The sequence below is a fragment of the Glaciihabitans sp. dw_435 genome (assembly GCF_018449675.1).
Classification (GTDB): Bacteria; Actinomycetota; Actinomycetes; order Actinomycetales; family Microbacteriaceae; genus Glaciihabitans.
In genome coordinates, this window is sequence record NZ_JAAVUZ010000001.1 from 48,590 (window position 1) to 67,857 (window position 19,268).

Sequence of the window (19,268 nt, forward strand, 5' to 3'; positions counted from 1 at the left end):
TGTAATGCGACCCCGAAGGCGATTTTTGCCGCGCGCAGCGTGACATCCCGAATGTCACACCCCCGGATTATCGTGTGGATAAGTCCCACAAGTTATCCACACCTGTGGATGACACGCCCACTATATCTAGGGTTACGCAAGTGTCGGTGGCCCGATATATAGTGGTGGAACCGCTCGCCGCGAAAACGGTTCGAGCACACAAATTCGGGGCAGGCGCCGGTGAAATGGCGCAGCGAGGGAGCAAATTCGTGGCAATTACCGTAGTCAAGCGAAACGGCGAGCGAGAGCCGTATGACGCCAACAAGATCAACCTTGCGATCGAGCACGCAAGTGCCGGCCTCGATGACAACATCACCTGGGTCACGCAGATCGCGTCCGAGCTCGAGCTGACGCTGTTCGACGGCATCACCACGCAGCAGCTGGACGAGGCAGTTATCCAGGTCGCCCTTCAGAACGTGAAGGATGACCCGGCGTTCGACATCGTCGCGGCGCGCCTGCTCCTCAAGACGATCTACAAGCGCGTTCTCGGTGACTACAGCACCGCGGAAGAGCTCAAGAAGCTGCACGCCGAGCACTTCGCGGCGAACATCACCCGTGGCGTTGACGAGCTGCTGCTCGACTCCCGCCTCACCCAGCTCTTCGACCTCGACGTGCTCGCGAAGGCCCTCGAGCCCGCACACGACGAGCTCCTCAAGTACATCGGTGTTGTCACGCTCAACAACCGCTACGGCATCAAGGGCCGCAACGGCGATGCCCTCGAGGTTCCCCAGTACTTCTGGATGCGCATCGCGATGGGCCTCTCGCTCAACGAGGCCGACCCCACCGCGTACGCCATCAAGTTCTACGAGAAGATGTCGAAGCTCGAGTACCTCGCTGCCGGCTCCACCCTCGTCAACGCGGGCACCATCTACCCGCAGCTCGCGAACTGCTTCGTCATGGAGATGCAGGACGACATGGAGCACATCGCGAAGACGACCCGCGACGTCATGTGGCTGACCAAGGGCACCGGTGGCATCGGCCTCTCGGTGACCAAGCTTCGCGCGCAGGGTTCGCCCATCCGCTCGAACAACACGACCTCCACCGGTCCCATCCCGTTCATGCACACCATCGACTCGATCCTTCGGGCCGTCAGCCGTGGTGGCAAGAAGTTCGGTGCCCTCTGCTTCTACATGGAGAACTGGCACATGGACTTCCCCGAGTTCCTCGACCTTCGTCAGAACTCCGGTGACCCGTACCGCCGCACCCGTACCGCCAACACCGCGGTCTGGATCAGCGACGAGTTCATGAAGCGCGTCCAGAACGACGAGCCCTGGTACCTGTTCGACCCGCTGGAGGTCTCCGACCTCAACGAGCTCTACGGCAAGGCGTTCTCCGCCCGCTACAACGAGTACGTCGAGATGGCCGAGAACGGACAGATGCGTCTGTTCAAGAAGATTACGGCCCGCGAGCAGTTCAAGTCGATCCTCATCTCCCTCCAGACCACCAGCCACCCGTGGCTGACCTGGAAGGACACGATCAACAACCGTGCGCTCAACAACAACACGGGAACGATCCACCTCTCCAACCTCTGCACCGAGATCACGCTGCCGCAGGACGAGGACAACGTCTCCGTCTGCAACCTGGCATCGATCAACCTTGCCCGTCACCTCGACGACGCCGGCAAGCTCGACTTCAGCAAGATCGAAGCCAGCGCCCGCCTCGCCGTGCGCCAGCTCGACAACCTGATCGACATCACCCGCTCGTCCGTCAAGGAAGCGGACTTCTCGAACCAGCAGAACCGCGCCGTCGGCCTCGGAGTGATGGGCTTCACCGACATCATCGAGCAGATGGGCATCAGCTACGAGAGCGAAGAGTCGTACGACCTGATCGACGAGATCATGGAGCACGTCTCCTACGCGGCGATCGACGAGAGTGCGAACCTCGCTCAGGAGCGTGGCGCGTACCCGAACTTCGAGGGCTCGCGCTGGTCGCAGGGTCTCGTACCGATCGACACGATCGCGCTGACCGAGGCCGACCGTGGCCAGGAGATCAAGGTCAACCGCAAGACGCGTCTGGACTGGGATGCAATGCGCATCAAGGTGCAGGGCGGAATGCGTAACGCGACGCTCATGGCGATCGCCCCGACCGCGTCCATCGGCCTCGTCGCCGGAACGACTCCCGGCTTCGACCCGCAGTTCTCGCAGATCTTCAGCCGCGCCACCTCGAACGGCAAGTTCCTTGAGGTCAACCGCAACCTGGTCGTCGACCTGCAGAAGCTCGGTATCTGGGACTCCACCAAGGAGACCATCCTGCGCAGCCAGGGTGACATCCAGAACATCGCGTCGATCCCGGACGACCTGAAGGCCACGTACAAGACGAGCTTCCAGCTCTCCCCGTACGCGTTCCTCGAGGTTGCCGCTCGCGCGCAGAAGTGGATCGACCAGGCGATCAGCCGCAACATGTACCTCGAGACCCGCGACATCGGCGACATGATGGACATCTACATGTCCGCATGGGAGCGCGGCGTCAAGACGACCTACTACCTGCACATGAAGCCGCGTCACACTGCTGAGCAGTCCACGGTCAAGGTCAACAAGTCGGAGGACGTCAACGGTGGTGTCCGTAAGGGCTTCGGCGCAGCGTCATCCACCCCCACAGAGTCGGTCGCCCAGACCGTTCCCGCATCCGCACCGCGCAAGGGCTTCGGCTTCGGCGGCGTCAGTGCATCGTCAGACAAGTAAGACAGGCAGAGACAACATGAACCCCTTCGACAACACTTCTGAGTACAGCGTTCCGGTCGACCCGATGGACGACCTGCAGTGCGACAGCTGCCAGTAAGAATCGGCGGATAACGACATGGGTATTCTCGGCACCGGTCTGCAGGACGGACTTCTGCTCAAACCGATCAAGTACCAGTGGGCAATGGACCTGTACGACCAGGCCGTCGCCAACACCTGGTTCCCCAATGAGATCCAGCTCGGCGAGGACATCGCCGACTTCAAGAAGATGACGGACGAAGAACGTCACGCCGTCACCTTCCTGATGAGCTACTTCAACCCGAACGAGCTTCTCGTCAACAAGGCTCTGGCCTTCGGCGTGTACCCGTACGTCAGCGCGGCCGAGTGCAGCATCTATCTCGCCAAGCAGATGTGGGAAGAGGCCAACCACTGCATGTCGTTCGAGTACGTCCTTGAGACGTTCCCGATCGACCGGGAGAAGGCGTACAACTCGCACGTCGACATCCCGTCGATGGCTCGCAAGGAAGAGTTCGAGCTGAAGTTCATCCGTCGCATGACGGAGCAGACGCTGGATATCTCCACGGTCGAGGGCAAGCAGGACTTCGTGCGCAACCTCGTTGCGTACAACGTCATCCTCGAGGGTGTCTGGTTCTACTCGGGCTTCATGGTCGCGCTGAGCTTCCGCCAGCGGAACCTGCTGCGCAACTTCGGTTCGCTCATGGACTGGGTCGTTCGCGACGAGAGCCTGCACCTGAAGTTCGGCATCAACCTCATCCTGACCGTGCTCGAGGAAAACCCCGAGGTCGGCACGGAAGAGTTCGCCGCCGAGATCAAGCAGATGATCATCGACGCCGTCGAGATGGAAGAGGAGTACAACAACGACCTTCTTCCAGGTGGCATCCTTGGCCTCAACGCCAACTACATCAACCAGTACGTGAAGTACCTGGCTGACCGTCGGCTCGAGGAGCTCGGATTCGAGGCGCATTACAACGTCTCCAACCCGGCCAAGTGGATGGCAGCGGCCAACGACACCCTGCAGCTCGTCAACTTCTTCGAGTCGACGAACACGTCGTACGAGTCGAACGCGTCGGCCACGGTGGGCGCAAAGAGCGAGTAACACCAGCAACATCAGTAACACCAGCAACATCAGTAACACCAGCAACATCAGTAACACCAGCAACATCAGTAACACCAGCATCACCAGTAACACCAGCATCATTGCGAGCGGATGACGGGGGCGCGGCTATCAGCCGTCGCCCCCGTTTCTGCGCCGCGAGTGCTGCGACGCACATTCAGCTACACAAGAATCACGAAGAGAGCATCATGATCACCATCGAACGAGTCGGGTGGGACGATGTCCGCGCGCCCGCGCTGCGTCAGGCCATGGACGCCGAAATGGGCATCCTCTACGGTCCGACGATGGTCGGTCAGACGCCGGAAGAGCTGGCCGAAGTAATGGCCGTGCTCGCCCTGCGTCCCGAGGACGTCGTCGCCACGGTGCTCGCCCTCGACGGTGACGTCGCGGTGGGTCACGCGGCGCTGCGGTGGTTCGGTGATTCCCTCGAGGTGAAGAAGGTCGTGGTCGACCCGCGCTACCGCGGCCAGGGGATCTCGAAGAAAGTCATGCTCGAGCTTGAGGACATCGCCCGCGAGATGGGCGTCACATCCATCGTGCTGCAGACCGGAGATCTTCAGGTCGAGGCGATCGGACTGTACGAGCGCCTGGGCTACACGCGGATCCCCGTGTATGGCGCCTACGGCCTGATCACCGCGGCGGTCTGCTTCGAGAAGACGCTGGTCTAGCGGCGAACACAGCGCCGCCGAACATTACGTCGCGCGTCGCCGCGCTGAGCGGGGCCGCGGGGTCGAAAGTACCCTCGATCCATGACCACCTCACCCTTTGATGGCATCACGCGCGAGCAGCTCAGCCGCTCCAGCAGTCGCAAGTGGAGCCTGCACCCTGGCACCATCGGGGCGTGGGTGGCGGAAATGGACTTCGGCACGGCCCCCGCGGTAACGGCGGCGCTACACCAGGCAATCGATGACGGCGATCTCGGGTATCTGTCGCCCGCGACATCCGCTCGCATGGCCGCATCGACGGCGCAGTGGTTGCTGGATGACTGTGGGTGGGCCATTGCGCCCGAACACATCCACCCCGTGTCCGACGTGATGGCCGCCCTCGAGGTCGCGATCTCCAAGTACTCGCCGCACGGGTCGGCCGTGATCATTCCGACGCCGGCCTACATGCCGTTCCTCAGTTTTGTGCCGACGCTCGGGCGCGAGGTCATCCAGATGCCGGGGGAGATCGTCGAGGGGCGCTGGCAGCACGATCTTGCCGGTATCGACCGTGCGTTCCACGCCGGCGCCCGCACGCTGGTGCTGTGCAACCCGCAGAACCCGACCGGATCGGTGATCGGCCGGGACGAGCTCGAGGCCATTGCCACGATCGTCGAGAGGCACAACGGTCGGGTGTTCGCGGACGAGATCCACTCACCGCTGCGCTACGGCGGTGTGCCGCACATCCCGTATGCCTCGATCTCCGCGGAAACCGCGCGGCACACCATCACCGCGACGTCCGCGTCGAAAGCGTGGAACCTCCCGGGGCTGAAGACGGCGCAACTCATCACGTCGAACGATGCCGATGAGGAGCTGTACCAGATCTTTGGGTTCTCGGTTCTGCACGGGGCATCCACCCCCGGCGTCATCGCCGCGACAGCCGCCTACGATGACGGTCGCGAGTGGCTCGGCGAGGTCATCGACTACCTCGACGGCAACCGCCGTGCGCTTGCGGAGTTGCTCGAGGAACACCTGCCCGAGGTTGGCTTCACGCTGCCCGAGGCCACCTACATCGCCTGGCTCGACTGTACGAAGCTCGGCATCGACGGCTCCGTCGCGGACTTCTTCCGCGAGCAGGCGGGGGTCACGATGACCGACGGATCCCTCTGCGGCGCGGGCTTCGACAACCACGTGCGACTCATCTTTGCGATGCCCCGACCGATTCTCGAACAGGCGATCGTGCAGATGGCCGACGCCGTGCGAGCCCACGCCCACACCAGAAAGGTGGTGTCCGCATGAGCGACGCCCAGCCCGACCACGAGGTCGCCGCCCCCGAATACGACTGGGACGGCTACTCCTTCGACACACGGCAGGTACACGCCGGTGAGTACGAGGACACCGTCAGCGGCGCCCGCGTCACGCCCATCGCGATGACCGCCGGCTACCGCTTCGATTCGTTTGATGACGCCCGCGGACGCTTCTCGGGCGAAGGCGACGGGCTCATCTACTCGCGGCAGCGCAACCCGTCCGGTTCCGTGGCCGAGAAGCGGATCGCTTCCCTCGAGGGTGGCACCGAGGCAATCGTGGTCGCCTCCGGTCAGGCCGCCATCACCGCGGCACTCCTGTCGCTCGCGCAGGCCGGCGATCACATTGTCTCCACCGCGAGTATCTACAGCGGCACCCGCATCCTGTTTGCGCGCAGCTTCGCCCGTTTCGGCGTGACGGTGGACTATGTGTGGGATGAATCGGACGATGCCGAGTGGGACCGCGTGATCACCCCCGCCACCAAGGCCATCTTCAGCGAGACCATTCCGAACCCCAAAAACGACATCGTCGATATCGCCCAGGTGTCGAGGGTGGCTCGGCGTCACGGCATCCCGTTCGTGGTGGACAACACCGTGGCATCCCCCTTTCTCATTCGTCCCATCGAGCACGGTGCCGATGTCGTGGTGCACTCGGCGACGAAGTTTCTCAGTGGCCACGGTGCCGCGCTGTCGGGCGTCATCGTCGACGGGGGAACGTTCGACTGGGCGGGTTCCGACCGCACGTACCCGCTGATCGAGCATGGTGTGGGTGGGGGACCGTCGTTCCTCGACCGGTTCCCGACTACCGCCTACGCGCGGGCGACCCGCGAGGCCGTGGTCAACGACATCGGGCCGGCCCTGTCGCCGTTCAACTCGTTCCTGCTGCACCAGGGGATCGAGACGCTGTCGCTGCGTATGGAAAGGCACCTGTCGAACTCGCTCACGATCGCGGCATGGTTGGAGCAGCACCCCCGCGTCGAGAGTGTCGACTATGCCGGGCTGCCCGGGAATCCGGCGTTCGCGCTGGCCCAGGACCTGTACGGCGGCCGCAGTGGGTCGGTGTTCTCGGTGACGGTGAAGGGTGGCGAGGCCGGTGCGCGCAGATTCCTCGATTCGCTGCGGGTTATCAGTCGGATGACCAACATCGGCGATGTGCGCTCCATGGCGCTGCACCCGGCGACCACCACGCACATCTCGTTCAGCCAGGAACTGCGCGACCGGCTGGGCATCTCGCCCGGGTTGATCCGGTTGTCGATTGGCATCGAGGATGTCAACGACCTGATCGCGGACCTCGACGCCGCGCTGCTGGCGTAGGGAAGCAGACCTCGACGCCACCCTGCTGGCGTAGGGAAGCAGACTTCGACGCGGCGCTGCTGGCGTAGGTAAGAACGCTGGCGCGTAATACGCCGCAATCGAAATAGGGCACACCCGATGCCGCAGTTAGTCTCCATTTACCGAGGTCGTCTCTCCACACCGAGACGCTCGCGGTAACGAGACTAAGGATCCGCATGACATACCTCGACGAGCGCGCGACCACTCCTGCGCAGCTCCCCACCCCGACGCCGGAGGTCCTCTCCTCCGTGTCGGACCTCATCGGCAACACGCCCCTCGTCGAGCTGCACTCGCTCACGCAGGGCCTGAACGCCCGCGTGCTGGTGAAACTCGAGAGTCGCAACCCCGGCGGTTCCGCCAAGGATCGCATCGCCCTGCACATGGTGCGCACGGCCGAGGCGAACGGCGAGCTCGCCCCCGGCGCGACGATCGTCGAGTCGAGTTCGGGCAACACCGGAATCGGTCTTGCACTCGTCGGACGCCTGACGGGTCATCCGGTCATCATCATCCACAGCGCATTCATCTCCGCGGAGAAGCGTGCGGTGTTGGCGGCGTATGGCGCCCAGCTGGTCGAGGCGGACTGGGAAGCGGGGCCGGACGACCCGAACAACGCCCGCGCGTTGGCCGACCGCATCGCGGCGGAGACTCCCGGTGCCTGGCGTTCCTCGCAGTACGACAACGCTGCCAACCCGGCGGCCCACTACACGACCACCGGTCCCGAGATCTGGCGCCAGACCGCGGGAACGGTCACGCACTTCGTGGCCGGTATTGGCACCGGCGGGACTGTGACCGGCGGTGGCAGGTACCTCAAGGACATCAGTGCCGGAGAGGTGCGTGTCATCGGTGCCGATCCCGTGGGTTCCACCTACAGCGGCAGTGATGCAAGCACAATCGTCGTCGATGGCGTCGGCACGCGGTGGCCGAAATCGAACTGGCCGAGCATCTTCGACCCGACGGTGACGGACGAGGTCCGGGTCATCCCGGATCAAATCGTCTACGACACGGTGCGTCGCCTCGCAGCGGAGGAAGCCCTGCTGCTCGGCCCCTCGTCCGGACTCGCGATCGCGGCGGGCCTCGAGGTGGCGGCGACGGCGGAGCCGGGCTCCGTGATCGTGGTGATCGCGCCCGACGGCGGCGGCAACTACCTGAGCAAGGCGTTCAACGACCAGTGGATCGAGTCCTCGGGGATGAACGCGGACGGTTTCGCGGACGGATCGTCGGACTGATGGCACTGCAGCACTTCGGCTGGTTCCTCGGTGCCGGGTTCGGCGTGCAGGGGTGGGGCGACCCGACGTACGGCGTCGGTTATGACTGGAAGCAGCCGCCTGTGTACCAGGACGCCGCGCGCGTGTTCGAGGCAGCCGGTCTCGACCTGTTCATCATCGAGGACGGCGTCACCGTGCCCGATACCTACGGTGGGTCGGCCGAGGTCAACCTCGCCGCTGCCCGATTCGTTCCCAAGCATGACCCGCTGCCGCTCGTGCCCTACCTCCTGGCGGCCACCGAGAAGATCGGTATCGTTCCGACGCTGAGCGCGAGCTTCTACGAGCCGTTCACGGCGGCACGGCTGCTGGCGACACTGCAGCACTTCGCGAATGGACGGCTCGGCTTCAACGTCGTGACGAGCGGCAGCGATCTCGCCGCCCAGAACTATGGGCTCGACAAGCAGATCGACCACGACCTGCGCTACGACCGCGCCGAGGAGTGGGTGCAGGTGGTGCGTGCCCTCTGGCGCAGCTGGGATGCCGACGCCATCGTCGAGGACGCGGCCGGTGGAGTCTTCGCCGACTTCACCAAGGTGCGCACGATCGATCACAAGGGCGAGTTCTTCCAGGTGCGGGGTCCGCTCAACACGGCGCCGCTCGAGAGTGAGCCCGTGATGGTGCAGGCCGGTGCGTCGGGCAAGGGGCAGGATTTCGCGGGGCGCAACTCGGATGTGATCCTCGCGCTGGCCAGCACCCCCGAGCGGATGCGTGCGCATCGCGAGGAGGTGCGCGCCGTCGCCGTCCGCAATGGCCGCAATCCGGACGACCTCAAGGTGCTGTTCGTGGTGAACCCGATCGTGACGGCGAACGCCGAGGAGGCGGCATCCACTCGCGCTCATCGTTCGCAGCTCACCCAGGCCGCCATCGACGAGGCGCTGCAGGGAGTGTCGTACCTCTCGGGGGTCGACTTCAAGAAGTTTGAACTGGATGCGCCGCTACCGGAGTTGACCACCAACAGCAATCAGGGCACGCTCGACAACTTTGTGAAGTCGGCGCCGGCCGGGTCGACGCTGCGGGAGATCCTGCAGGCGCGGGCCAACAAGGACGGGCTGGCGATCATCGGCACCCCGGACGAGATCGCCGATCACCTCGGTGAGCTGAGCGAGGCGGTCGGCGGAGACGGGTTCCTGTTCACCGGACAGGTGCACCCGGCGAACGTGCACCGCACGCTCGATCCGCTGGTGCCGGCGCTGCGTCGCCGCGGTCTGCTGCGCACGGAGCTCGGCGATGGCGGACTGCGCGCGAACCTGACGGACTTCTAGCGGCATGCTGGGCAGCGGGCGACCGTCGCCGGCATCACGCAGCGTGCTGACGAGCGCGAGCGCGAGTGCGCCGGCACCGCGCAGCGTGCTGACCCGTGCGCCCGCTGACCCCACCACTGACCCCGTCCCCGACCCCTCATACTTCTAACCATGAGCGTTTTGAGTCGTGCCTTTGTCGAAATAGCGGATGTCACGGCTGTCGCTCGCTCGGAACAACGGGTGTCCTTCGCCCGCGTCGTCGAGCTGGATCTTGCCGCGTCGCGCGCGGTGGTCGACGCGGTGCTGGCCGAGGGCAAACCGGTCTACGGGTTGAACACCGAACTCGGGGCAGGCCGCGACATCGTGGTCAGTAACGACCGCATCGAGGAGTTCCAGCGACGCACCATCCGCAACAGCAGTGGGGGACTCGGCGTTCCTCTCTCGCGGGAACAGGCGCGGGCCGTCATGTTCGCGCGGCTCGTTGGTTTCACGCGGGGTGGCGCCGGGGTCACTCCCGCCCTCGCCGCGCAGTACCTGCAGTTGCTCAACCGCGACGTGGTGCCGCTGGTCCCGCGCACCGGGTCTGTGGGTGCCGCCGATCTGACCGCTCTCGCCGCGATCGCGGCCGTCGCCACCGGAACCGGTCAGGCGCTGCTGAACGGGGAGACGGTGTCCGGTGCGGATGCGCTCGCCGCGGCGGGGTTGTCCCCGGTGACGTTGCAGGCGCACGAGGGTCTTGCCGTGATGAGCAGTAACGCCTACAGCGTGGGAGTCGGTGCTCTCGTGATTGCTGATCTCCGGGTCATCCTGCGCTCTGCCGACGACGTTCTGTCGCTGTCACTGACCGCGCTCGCCGGGCACAGCACCGGGGGAAATCCGTCGCCGTTCAGCGAGGAGGTGCAGGCCGCGCACCGTGCGCCGGGTCAGGCCGCGTCGGCAGCCCGGGTGCGTGCGTTGCTCGGTGAGGGGCGCACGGCCTCGACGCAGGACCCCATCTCGTTCCGTTCGGCGCCCCAGGTTCACGGGGCGGCGCGGGATGCGATCGAGCAGACGGCGTCGCTCGTCACGCTCGAGCTGAACTCGCGCACCGAGAACCCGCTCGTCGATGTCGAGAGCGGACGGATGATCTCGGGCGGCAACTTCCAGGTCGTCGGGCTCGCGCTCGGCTTCGAGACGCTCCGCATTGCGCTCGGGCACGTGGCTGTGACCAGTGAGCGCCGGTTAGCACGGCTGTCGGGGCTTGCGGCGGACCTGCGGCGTTCTGCCCGGGCGACCGTTCCCGGGCTCATCTGGTATTCGGCGGCGGCCATGGTGGCGGAGATCCGGCACCTGGCGAATCCGGTCTCGCTCGCCGGGACGAGCCTGTCCGAGGACGTGGAGGACCACTCGTCCAACGCAGCGCTCGCGCTGCAACTGCTGGAGCGTTCGGCTGCGCTGACCCGGACGGTGCTGGCGGTCGAGGCGATCGCTGCGGTCGAGTTGGTGATGCTGGCGGATGACCCGTTCGTCGCCAGTGCTGCGTTGCAGCCGCTCGTGGATCTGCTCGCGCCGCTGGTGGCGCGGGCGGGTGGTGCGGGTGCTGGCGCGGGTACTGGTGCTGGTGCGGATGCTGGTGGTGGCGCGGGTGCTGGAACACTCTCCGCACAGGAACTGGTGGATGCGGTCGAGCGGATCCTCTTTCCTTCGGCTAGCTAGTTTTCCCTCGGCCTAGCTCATTCCTGCCGTCTCGCCCGTGAGCCGTTTCTCGAAGTGCAGATAGCTGATCTCTTCGAGGTCGCCGTCGAGGTCGAACAGCGGGCTGTATCCGAGCGCGAGGTACAGCTGCACCGCCTCGGGCTGGCGGGCGCCGGTCGTGAGTGCTGCGACGGAGTATCCGCGGCGCAGTGCCTCGGACTCGAGTTCTGCCATGACGCGTCGGGCGAGACCCTGTCGGCGGTGGGCCGATGATGCCCAGACTCGCTTGATTTCGGCGGTCGTGGCATCCACTTTCTTGAAGGCGCCGCCGGCGATCGTCTCACCGTTCCGCACCAGCAGTAAGAATGCGCCACCGTGGCTCTCGGCGAACAGTTCGGCCGGGTAGCGCGACAGCTCGACGGAGGAGGGGATGCCGTCGTTGAGTCCGTAGCGCTCGTCGTACTCGCGGGACAGCTCCGCGACGAGCGGTGCTGCGCGGGGATCGTCGGCGCTGGTCCAGAGCACGGTGACGGCATCAGAAGTGCCGGCTGTAGCAGTGGCGTCGGTGGCACCGGCGACTGGAATCGTGTGGTCTGTGGTCACGATGCGACGCTACGGTCACCGGTGGTCCCGGTCAAACTGTCGTGAGTCACACTTCGTCATCCCGGTGAGGTGGAGCGGAAGGCGGCCAGCGGGTGCTCAGTGCGTGCCCAGCGCGGGATCAGCGTCGGTCGGGCCAGTCGGGCCAGTCGGGCCAGTCGGGCGGGTCGGGCGGGTCGGGCGGGTCTGGCGTGTCCGGTCGGCCGGGCGGGTCGGGCGGGTGCCGGGGAGGGTCGCCGTCGTTTGCCGGGTCGCGCCTGTCGGGGTGGAACCCGGTGGAGGTGTCGTTTTCGCGGCTCCGGTGTCGATCGATGATCTCGGGCGTCGGGTCCTGGCCTGGTTCCTCACCCGCTGACGCGGGGACGGCCGATGGGTCGCTTGGTGCCGATTGCCGTGGAGGGGTGGGTTCCTCGTTGGCCGAAAGGATGGCGGGCATTTCGAAGGGCATCGGGCCGATGAAGCTGTTCGGTTCGGTGATGTGTGTTCGGCCACTCGGTGACGTCCAATCCAGCCTGCCTCCGCCGATCTGCTTCACGGTCCAGGACGACCTCGCCTTGAAGTTGTGGTGGGACTTGCAGAGGCAGGCGAGGTTGCCGGCGGAGGTCTCGCCTCCGTACTGCCAGTCGATGGTGTGATCGATATCGCACTGGTCGGCTGGGGCGGGGCATCCGGACCCGCCTCGGCAGGTACCGTCGCGGAGGTGCACGAATCGCTTGAGGTCAGCGGGAACTTTGTAGGCGGTACGGCCCACGTTCAGGATCGCTCCGCTCTCCGGTTCGGTGAGGATTCGGAAGAACGAGGGGGCTCGTGCCGAGAGTCTTCTGGCGGTGTCGGGGTCGATGGGGCCGTACCCTTCCATCATTCCCGGCTCCTGACCCTCGTTCATCGCGGTCAGGGCCGGCACCGCGATCAACACCGTCGGTACGACGCCCTTGTCGTATTCCTTGCTCGGGGTGCCGTTGAGTCCGAGGTCGCCGAGGGCATCGGCGCGGAGCTGAGGCAGAGTCCGCTCCTCGTTGGTGCCCTGGAGCGCCCGGGCGGTCTTGTCGATCCGGTTGAAAATGGGGATGATCTTTTCCGCGGAGTCGATGTAGGTGAGGGTGGCCATTCCGTCGGGGCCATTGTCGACCCACACGCTGCGCTCCTTCACCGCGATCTCGTGACGGGTGGCGAGGGAGATCGGGTGGAGTCGTTCGCGGATCACTTTCATCCGCTTCTTGAACTGGCTGACCGTGGTGTCGACCGCCGCGGGGACCACCGCCGCGTCGAACGCGGGGCGGCCTTCCGGCGGCATGCTCCAGGATTCGGTGGTGATCGCTTCCATGTGTCGGAAACTGATCTTTCCGGCCGTCAGCGCCGCGCGGGTCGCGGGGAGTTCGTGGACGAGAGTTTCGGCCCGGTTCACCAGGTCTGACGCGGTGGGCTCCGGAATCCGCAGCGTTACTCCGATTTCCATCGCTGTTTCGCGCTTCGCCGTGATCTCGGGAGTCCAACCTGTGGTGTTGGCCGAGATGATGTTGTTGCGTTCTTCGTACAGGCGGAGGGTCCGCTCCGCGATCTCACAGCGGCGGGCGAGCGTGCGTCGGATCAGGACTTCCCCTTCGGCGATCTCGTCCATCGCTGCACCCAGCTCCTGATCGATCCGGGTCAATCGGGCGAGTCTGGCCGCACGCTTCGCGCGGGCGTCGTCGGCAGGATCGCCGGACCCGCCGGCGGTGCCGGTGGGGTCGTGGGGGTCCTTGTCGAAAGCCATGCATCAATTCAACGCCGAACGAGACTGCTCAAACGGATGTTCGGTTGATCGGTGGAGTTGTGGAGAAACTTGGTGCCTGGGGAGGAGAGGACGTGCGAAAGAAAGAGGAGGCGCGAAAGAAAGAGGGCGCACGGAAGAAGGAGGACGTGCGGAAGAAAGAGGGCGTGCGGAGAGGAGGGAGCCGTGAGAAGCAGTGTCTCCTTACAGGCGCTCCACCAGGGTCGCGTTCGCCATCCCGCCGCCCTCACACATCGCCTGCAGCCCGAACTGGCCACCCGTCTGCTCCAGCGTTCCGAGCATGGTGGTGAGCAGCCGCGTGCCGCTGGATCCCAGGGCATGCCCCAGCGCGATCGCACCGCCACGAGGATTCACGCGCGACGGATCCGCACCCATCTCCGCCTGCCAAGCCAGCGGCACCGACGCGAACGCCTCATTCACCTCGAACGTGTCGATGTCATCAATACCGAAACCCGACCGCTGCAGAATCCGCTCCGTGACTGGAATCACGCCCGTCAGCATCTCCACCGGGTCCGATCCGACAACGGCGAAGTGCCGCAGCCGGGCGCGCGGCGTGAGTCCGAGCAGCGCGGCCTTCTCCTCGCTCATAATCAGGACAGCGGATGCCCCGTCCGTCAGCGGTGACGAATTGCCCGCGGTAATCCGCCAGTCGATCTCGGGGAAGCGTGTCCCGAGGCCTTCGTCGAAGAATGCCGGGGGAAGCTCACCCAGCCGCTGGACGGTGGTTCCCGGGCGAATGGTCTCGTCCACGTCGATACCGGACCCACCGGCCGACCCGACGATCGGCAGCACTTCGCGCGAGAAATCAGCGGCCGTCGCGAGCCGGTGCGACCGCGCGGCGTACTCGTCGAGGTCGTCGCGCGAGAGCTTCCACCGTGCGGCAATAAGCTCCGCCGAGATGCCCTGACCGACCAGTCCGCCGGGGTAGCGCGCGGCGACCATCGGTCCCCACGGGTCGCGTCCCAGCGTCGCCGAATTGATCGGGTTCTTGCTCATCAGCTCGACGCCGCAGGCGATCACGACGTCATACGCGCCCGCGATCACGCCCTGCGCGGCAAAAGCCACGGCCTGCTGGCTCGACCCGCACTGCCGGTCAACGGTGGTGCCGGGGACCGAATCCGGAAAGCCCGCAGCGAGCACCGCGTTCCGCGTGATGTTCACCGATTGCTCGCCGACCTGCGACAGGCACCCACCGATCACGTCGTCGATCAGGCCAGGGTCGAGGTCGTTGCGCACGACCAACTCCCGCAGCACGGTGGCCAGGAGGTCGACGGGATGAAACAAGGAGAGCAGGCCACCCGGCTTGCCCCGCCCCGACGGCGTACGAATCGCATCAACAATGACGGCGTTGGACATGGCCCCACCCTACGCCGGGCTCCCGACGCGAAAAGCGGTCTAGTTACGGCGCCAGCGCCTTCTGGATGCGCTGCGCCGAGACACTCTCCGCGGTCCCGAGATGCTGCGCGAAGAGGCTGACCCGCAGCTCCTCGAGCATCCAGCGAACGCGAACGATCGGCTCCGAGGCATCCGCTGCCAAAGGAATCTTGCCGCCCGCCGCCACGTACCGGGCTGTGGATTTCTGCACCTCGACCATCCACACGCGGTCGCGCGCGACGTCGGTGGGCAGCTTCTCCATGCGCGCGGCGATCCCGCGCAGGTATCGCGTCAGGTGACGCAGCTGCACGGTGCCGGTGCGGGAGATAAATCCGGGGAAGATCAGCCCGGCCAGCTGCTCACGAGCGTCGGTCAGGGCCGGAAGCACTGTCATGCTCGTCGCGGACTTGAGCGCGCGCTCCGCGTCGCGAGCGGCAATGAGAGCGGATGTCACGGAGGTCACGGTCGCGTAAAGCGAGTCAACCAGCCCGGCCGAAATGGCCTGCCGCACAGCGGTGAATTCGTCGCGCGTCCAAATCAGTCCGCCGGACGAGTGTTCGCGCAGCTGAGCGTCCACGGTCGCGACCAGGCAGTCGTCGAACAGCGCCTGCACGTTCTGGTACGGACTCGTCGCCAGCGCGAGCTTCTCGGTCTGCGACAGGTGCTCCCGCACGTAGCCGAGCGGGGACGGGATCCCGAGCAGCAGCAGCCGGCGAATTCCGCCCGCGGTGACGCGCGCCTGATCGGCGGGCGTCGACATCAGCGAGATGGAGACGCTCGTGCCCTTGTCGACAAGAGCGGGATAGGCGCGGATGACAGTACCGCCCCTCCTCGTATCGATCAGTTTCGGCAGCTCATCGAAGTCCCACGTCGTCAGGCCGTCACGCTCGAGCGCGTGCGGGGTCGACGCAACGGCGAGGGATTCCCGTACGCGGGTCTTGAGCTTCAGCTTGAGGGACTCGAGGTCCTTGCTGCGCGCTACCTCTTTGCCCTGGTCGTTGATCACGGCGAAGGTCATTCGCAGGTGTGGCGGGACGCGGTCGTCCTCGAAATCGTCGAGGGTGACCGGCGTGTACGTCTTGCGTTGGATCTGCTGCGCGAGATATTCCGTCAGGCGCATCTGCTCGAGCTCTTCAGGCTCTGTGGAGGGGAGGTCCTCGAGCAGCTTGCGTGCCCAGTCGTTTGCGGGCACCACGTTACGCCGGATCGCCTTGGGCAGGCTCTTGATGAGAGCAACAACGAGGTCGTCACGCATTCCCGGAACCTGCCAGTCGAAACCGGCGGGTGACAGGCGCGCGAGCACCGCAAGGGGGATGTGGACGGTAACGCCATCGTCCTCGGCGCCCGGCTCAAACCGGTACGAGAGGGAGAGGCGCTGGTCGCCCTGCTGCCACGAGGTGGGGAACTCATCCTCGTCTACGGTGGTGTCTTCCGCGAGTACCTCGGCCGTCATGGTGAGGAGATCCGGGGTGTCCCGACGCGTCTTGCGCCACCAGCCCTCAAAGGACCGAACCGAATATACGTCTTCGGGAATGCGACGCTGGTAAAACTCGAAGACCGCTTCGTCGTCGTAGAGGATGTCGCGGCGACGAGTGCGCTCCTCGAGCTCTGCGAGCTCGGCGCGGAGCGCTCGGTTTGCGCGATCGAAGTCGTAGTTGTGGTCGTTCTTCGGATCGGTGGGCCATTCGCCCTCGACGAGCGCGTGACGGATGAACAGCTCACGTGCGTATGCGGGGTCGATCCGCACGAACTGGGCACGGCGCTTCAGGATGATTGGCACGCCGTAGAGCGTGACGCGTTCCCAGGCGACGGCCGCGCCCTGCTTCTTTTCCCAGTGGGGTTCGCTGTAGCTGCGCTTGAGCAGATCGCCGGCGATCGGCTCGGCCCATGCCGGATCGATCGCGGCGTTCATGCGGGCAAAGAGCCTGCTCGTCTCGACAAGCTCGGCGCTCATGACGGCAGCGGGGGCCTTCTTGGCGAGGGCCGACCCGGGGAACAACACGAACCGCACCTGGCGGGCCCCAACGTAGTCGCGCTTGACGGCGTCGCGGATGCCGATCTGGCTGAGCAGTCCGGCGAGCAGCGAGCGGTGGATGCCGTCGGGGTTCACGCTCGCGTCACCGATGTGAAGCCCGAGGGGAGTCGCCTGGCGGGACAGCTGACGGTAGACGTCCTGCCACTCCCGGATGCGCAGGTAGTTCAGGTACTCCGACTTGCACAGGCGCCGGAACGCGCTGCTGGACAGTTCCGCCTGCTTCTCCTCCAGGTAGTTCCAGAGGTTGAGCAGCGTGAGGAAGTCGCTGGTCACATCGTTGAAGCGGGCGTGCTTCTCGTCCGCCTGCGCGCGACGCTCGAGCGGCCGCTCCCGGGGATCCTGAATGCTCAGCGCTGCCACGATTGCGAGCACCTCGCGCGTGGTTCCCTGCTGCTTGGACTCCACGACCATGCGGGCAAGCCGCGGGTCGATGGGAAGCTGCGTGAGCTGCTTGCCGATGCGCGTGATCTCCGGTTCGCCCGTCGCCGACACGGCACCAAGCTCGCGGAGCAGGTCGAGGCCGTCCTTGATTCCGCGGGAGTCCGGCGGCTGCAGGAACGGGAACTTCGCGATGTCCCCGAGCCCCAGCGAGATCATCTGCAGGATGACGGCCGCGAGGTTCGTACGCAGGATCTCCGGCTCGGTGAACTCGGGGCGCTTCAGGAAGTCCTCTTCCGAGTACAGCCTGATCGCAATGCCCGCACTGGTGCGGCCCGACCGACCCGAGCGCTGGTTCGCCGACGCCTGCGAGATAGCCTCGATCGGCAGTCGCTGGATCTTGGACCGCACGCTGTAACGGCTGATGCGCGCCGTTCCGGCATCGATGACGTACTTGATGCCCGGCACCGTCAGCGAGGTCTCCGCGACGTTGGTCGCGAGCACGATTCGCCGGCGGGTGCCCGCGGCGGTCGACGGCTGGAACACCTTGTGCTGGTCAGCGGCCGACAGGCGCCCGTAGAGGGGCAGCACCTCGGTGTGCGGCAGGTTGCGGCCACGGATCGAGTCCTCCGCGTCGCGGATCTCGGTCTCGCCGCTCAAAAAGACGAGGACGTCACCGGATGACTCGCGCCCGAGTTCATCCATGGCTGCGTTAATTCCCTCGAGGTAGTCCTTATCGGCGGCGGAGTTGCCCCCACCGGCCGAGGTGTCGTCGTCCGGGTCATCCGTCTCCACCGCATCTGCGACGAGCGGACGGTAACGCACCTCTACCGGGTACGTGCGGCCGGTGACCTCAATGATCGGGGCGCCCTCGAAGTGGCGGGAGAAGCTCTCGGGGTCGATCGTCGCCGACGTCACGATGACCTTGAGGTCGGGGCGCTGCGGTAGGAGGTTCTTGAGGTATCCGAGGAGGAAGTCGATCGTGAGGCTGCGCTCGTGCGCCTCGTCGATGATGATGGCGTCGTACTTGCGCAGCAGGCGGTCGCGGTGGATCTCGTTGAGGAGGATTCCGTCGGTCATCAGCTTGATGCGCGTGTTCTTGCCGACGCGATCGGTGAACCGCACCTGGTAGCCGACGAGGTCGCCGAGTTCGGTTCCGAGTTCCTCGGCGATGCGCTCGGCGATGGTGTGCGCGGCGATGCGGCGGGGCTGCGTGTGTCCGATGCTGGTGCGACCGAGCTCGAGCAGGATCTTCGGCAGCTGCGTCGTCTTGCCCGAGCCGGTCTCGCCGGCGATGATGACGACCTGGTTCGCGGAGATGATGTCGGCGATGTCCTGACGCCGCTGGCTGACGGGCAGGTCCTCGGGGTAGGTGATGACGATCGGCAGCGGGGGAGTCTCGGGTGCGGCGGCGGTGGCGCGCGGCGGACGGCGGTCGGAGTTGCGAGGCTGCGTCGCGTCGCCCTCGCGCGGGCGGCGGTGGTCGGAATTGCGGGATGACCCGCGCTGCTGTGCGCCCTCGGGAAGTGGAGAACCGGGCTGAGGTGCGTCAGGCGTGGTCTCCGCGGTGGCTGTCGAGTTCTCAGGAGCGCTGTCGCGGGGTTCCGCAGTCACCGGGGCACCGGTGCCGGAGGGGGCCGAACTGCGGCGGGGTCGACGGCGACGCCGGTTCGGTGTGGGCGCGCCCTCGTGGGGCTGGCCATTTTCGGGGGAAGTCATGAGCGTTCTATCTTAAGGCTCGGGAGCCCGTCACCGTCGGTGGGGCGCTGCGCCGGGGCATCCGCTCATCGACGCATGCGCA

General features: G+C 65.7%; 12 protein-coding genes. 8 read left to right on the plus strand and 4 right to left on the minus strand.

Going from position 1 to position 19,268, the window contains the following annotated elements:
* Positions 1 to 248 precede the first annotated feature (248 nt).
* The 8 genes from HB677_RS00210 to HB677_RS00245 all read left to right on the plus strand — a co-directional run bounded on the left by HB677_RS00210 (position 249) and on the right by HB677_RS00245 (position 11,330).
* Positions 249 to 2,720 carry a ribonucleoside-diphosphate reductase subunit alpha gene (locus tag HB677_RS00210; protein ID WP_213813646.1) on the plus strand — a complete coding sequence of 824 codons (2,472 nt, stop codon included), beginning with the start codon at positions 249 to 251 and terminating at the stop codon, positions 2,718 to 2,720.
* A gap of 115 nt (positions 2,721 to 2,835) precedes the next feature.
* On the plus strand, positions 2,836 to 3,834 hold the full coding sequence (locus HB677_RS00215; protein ID WP_213813647.1) for a ribonucleotide-diphosphate reductase subunit beta: 999 nt from the start codon (positions 2,836 to 2,838) through the stop codon (positions 3,832 to 3,834).
* 206 nt (positions 3,835 to 4,040) lie between these two features.
* Positions 4,041 to 4,520: a GNAT family N-acetyltransferase gene (locus HB677_RS00220; protein ID WP_213813648.1), complete on the plus strand. Its 480-nt coding sequence runs from the start codon at positions 4,041 to 4,043 to the stop codon at positions 4,518 to 4,520.
* A gap of 81 nt (positions 4,521 to 4,601) precedes the next feature.
* On the plus strand, positions 4,602 to 5,792 hold the full coding sequence (locus HB677_RS00225; RefSeq protein WP_213813649.1) for a MalY/PatB family protein: 1,191 nt from the start codon (positions 4,602 to 4,604) through the stop codon (positions 5,790 to 5,792).
* Positions 5,789 to 7,111 (plus strand): O-acetylhomoserine aminocarboxypropyltransferase/cysteine synthase family protein, encoded by a 1,323-nt coding sequence (locus tag HB677_RS00230; RefSeq protein ID WP_213813650.1) that lies wholly within the window; start codon positions 5,789 to 5,791, stop codon positions 7,109 to 7,111. The genes HB677_RS00225 and HB677_RS00230 overlap by 4 nt, the downstream gene beginning before the upstream one ends.
* A 194-nt stretch (positions 7,112 to 7,305) precedes the next feature.
* Positions 7,306 to 8,355 (plus strand): PLP-dependent cysteine synthase family protein, encoded by a 1,050-nt coding sequence (locus tag HB677_RS00235; protein ID WP_213813651.1) that lies wholly within the window; start codon positions 7,306 to 7,308, stop codon positions 8,353 to 8,355.
* Positions 8,355 to 9,656, plus strand: coding sequence for an NtaA/DmoA family FMN-dependent monooxygenase (locus HB677_RS00240; protein ID WP_213813652.1), 1,302 nt, complete (start codon positions 8,355 to 8,357; stop codon positions 9,654 to 9,656). Before HB677_RS00235 ends, HB677_RS00240 begins: the two co-directional genes overlap by 1 nt.
* Before the next feature lie 150 nt (positions 9,657 to 9,806).
* On the plus strand, positions 9,807 to 11,330 hold the full coding sequence (locus HB677_RS00245) for an aromatic amino acid ammonia-lyase (protein ID WP_213813653.1): 1,524 nt from the start codon (positions 9,807 to 9,809) through the stop codon (positions 11,328 to 11,330).
* A 12-nt stretch (positions 11,331 to 11,342) separates the two neighbouring features.
* Here HB677_RS00245 and HB677_RS00250 read toward each other — a convergent pair whose 3' ends face one another.
* The 4 genes from HB677_RS00250 to hrpA form a co-directional block, all read right to left on the minus strand.
* Positions 11,343 to 11,912, minus strand: a complete 570-nt coding sequence (locus tag HB677_RS00250; protein WP_307852406.1) for a GNAT family N-acetyltransferase — start codon at positions 11,910 to 11,912, stop codon at positions 11,343 to 11,345.
* 118 nt (positions 11,913 to 12,030) lie between these two features.
* A complete protein-coding gene (locus HB677_RS00255; protein WP_213813654.1) occupies positions 12,031 to 13,662 on the minus strand; it encodes an HNH endonuclease signature motif containing protein in 1,632 nt (543 codons plus the stop codon).
* Between the two features lie 201 nt (positions 13,663 to 13,863).
* Positions 13,864 to 15,036, minus strand: coding sequence for a thiolase family protein (locus HB677_RS00260; RefSeq protein ID WP_213813655.1), 1,173 nt, complete (start codon positions 15,034 to 15,036; stop codon positions 13,864 to 13,866).
* A 43-nt stretch (positions 15,037 to 15,079) separates the two neighbouring features.
* A complete protein-coding gene (gene hrpA, locus HB677_RS00265) occupies positions 15,080 to 19,186 on the minus strand; it encodes an ATP-dependent RNA helicase HrpA (protein ID WP_213813656.1) in 4,107 nt (1,368 codons plus the stop codon).
* Positions 19,187 to 19,268: the final 82 nt, after the last annotated feature.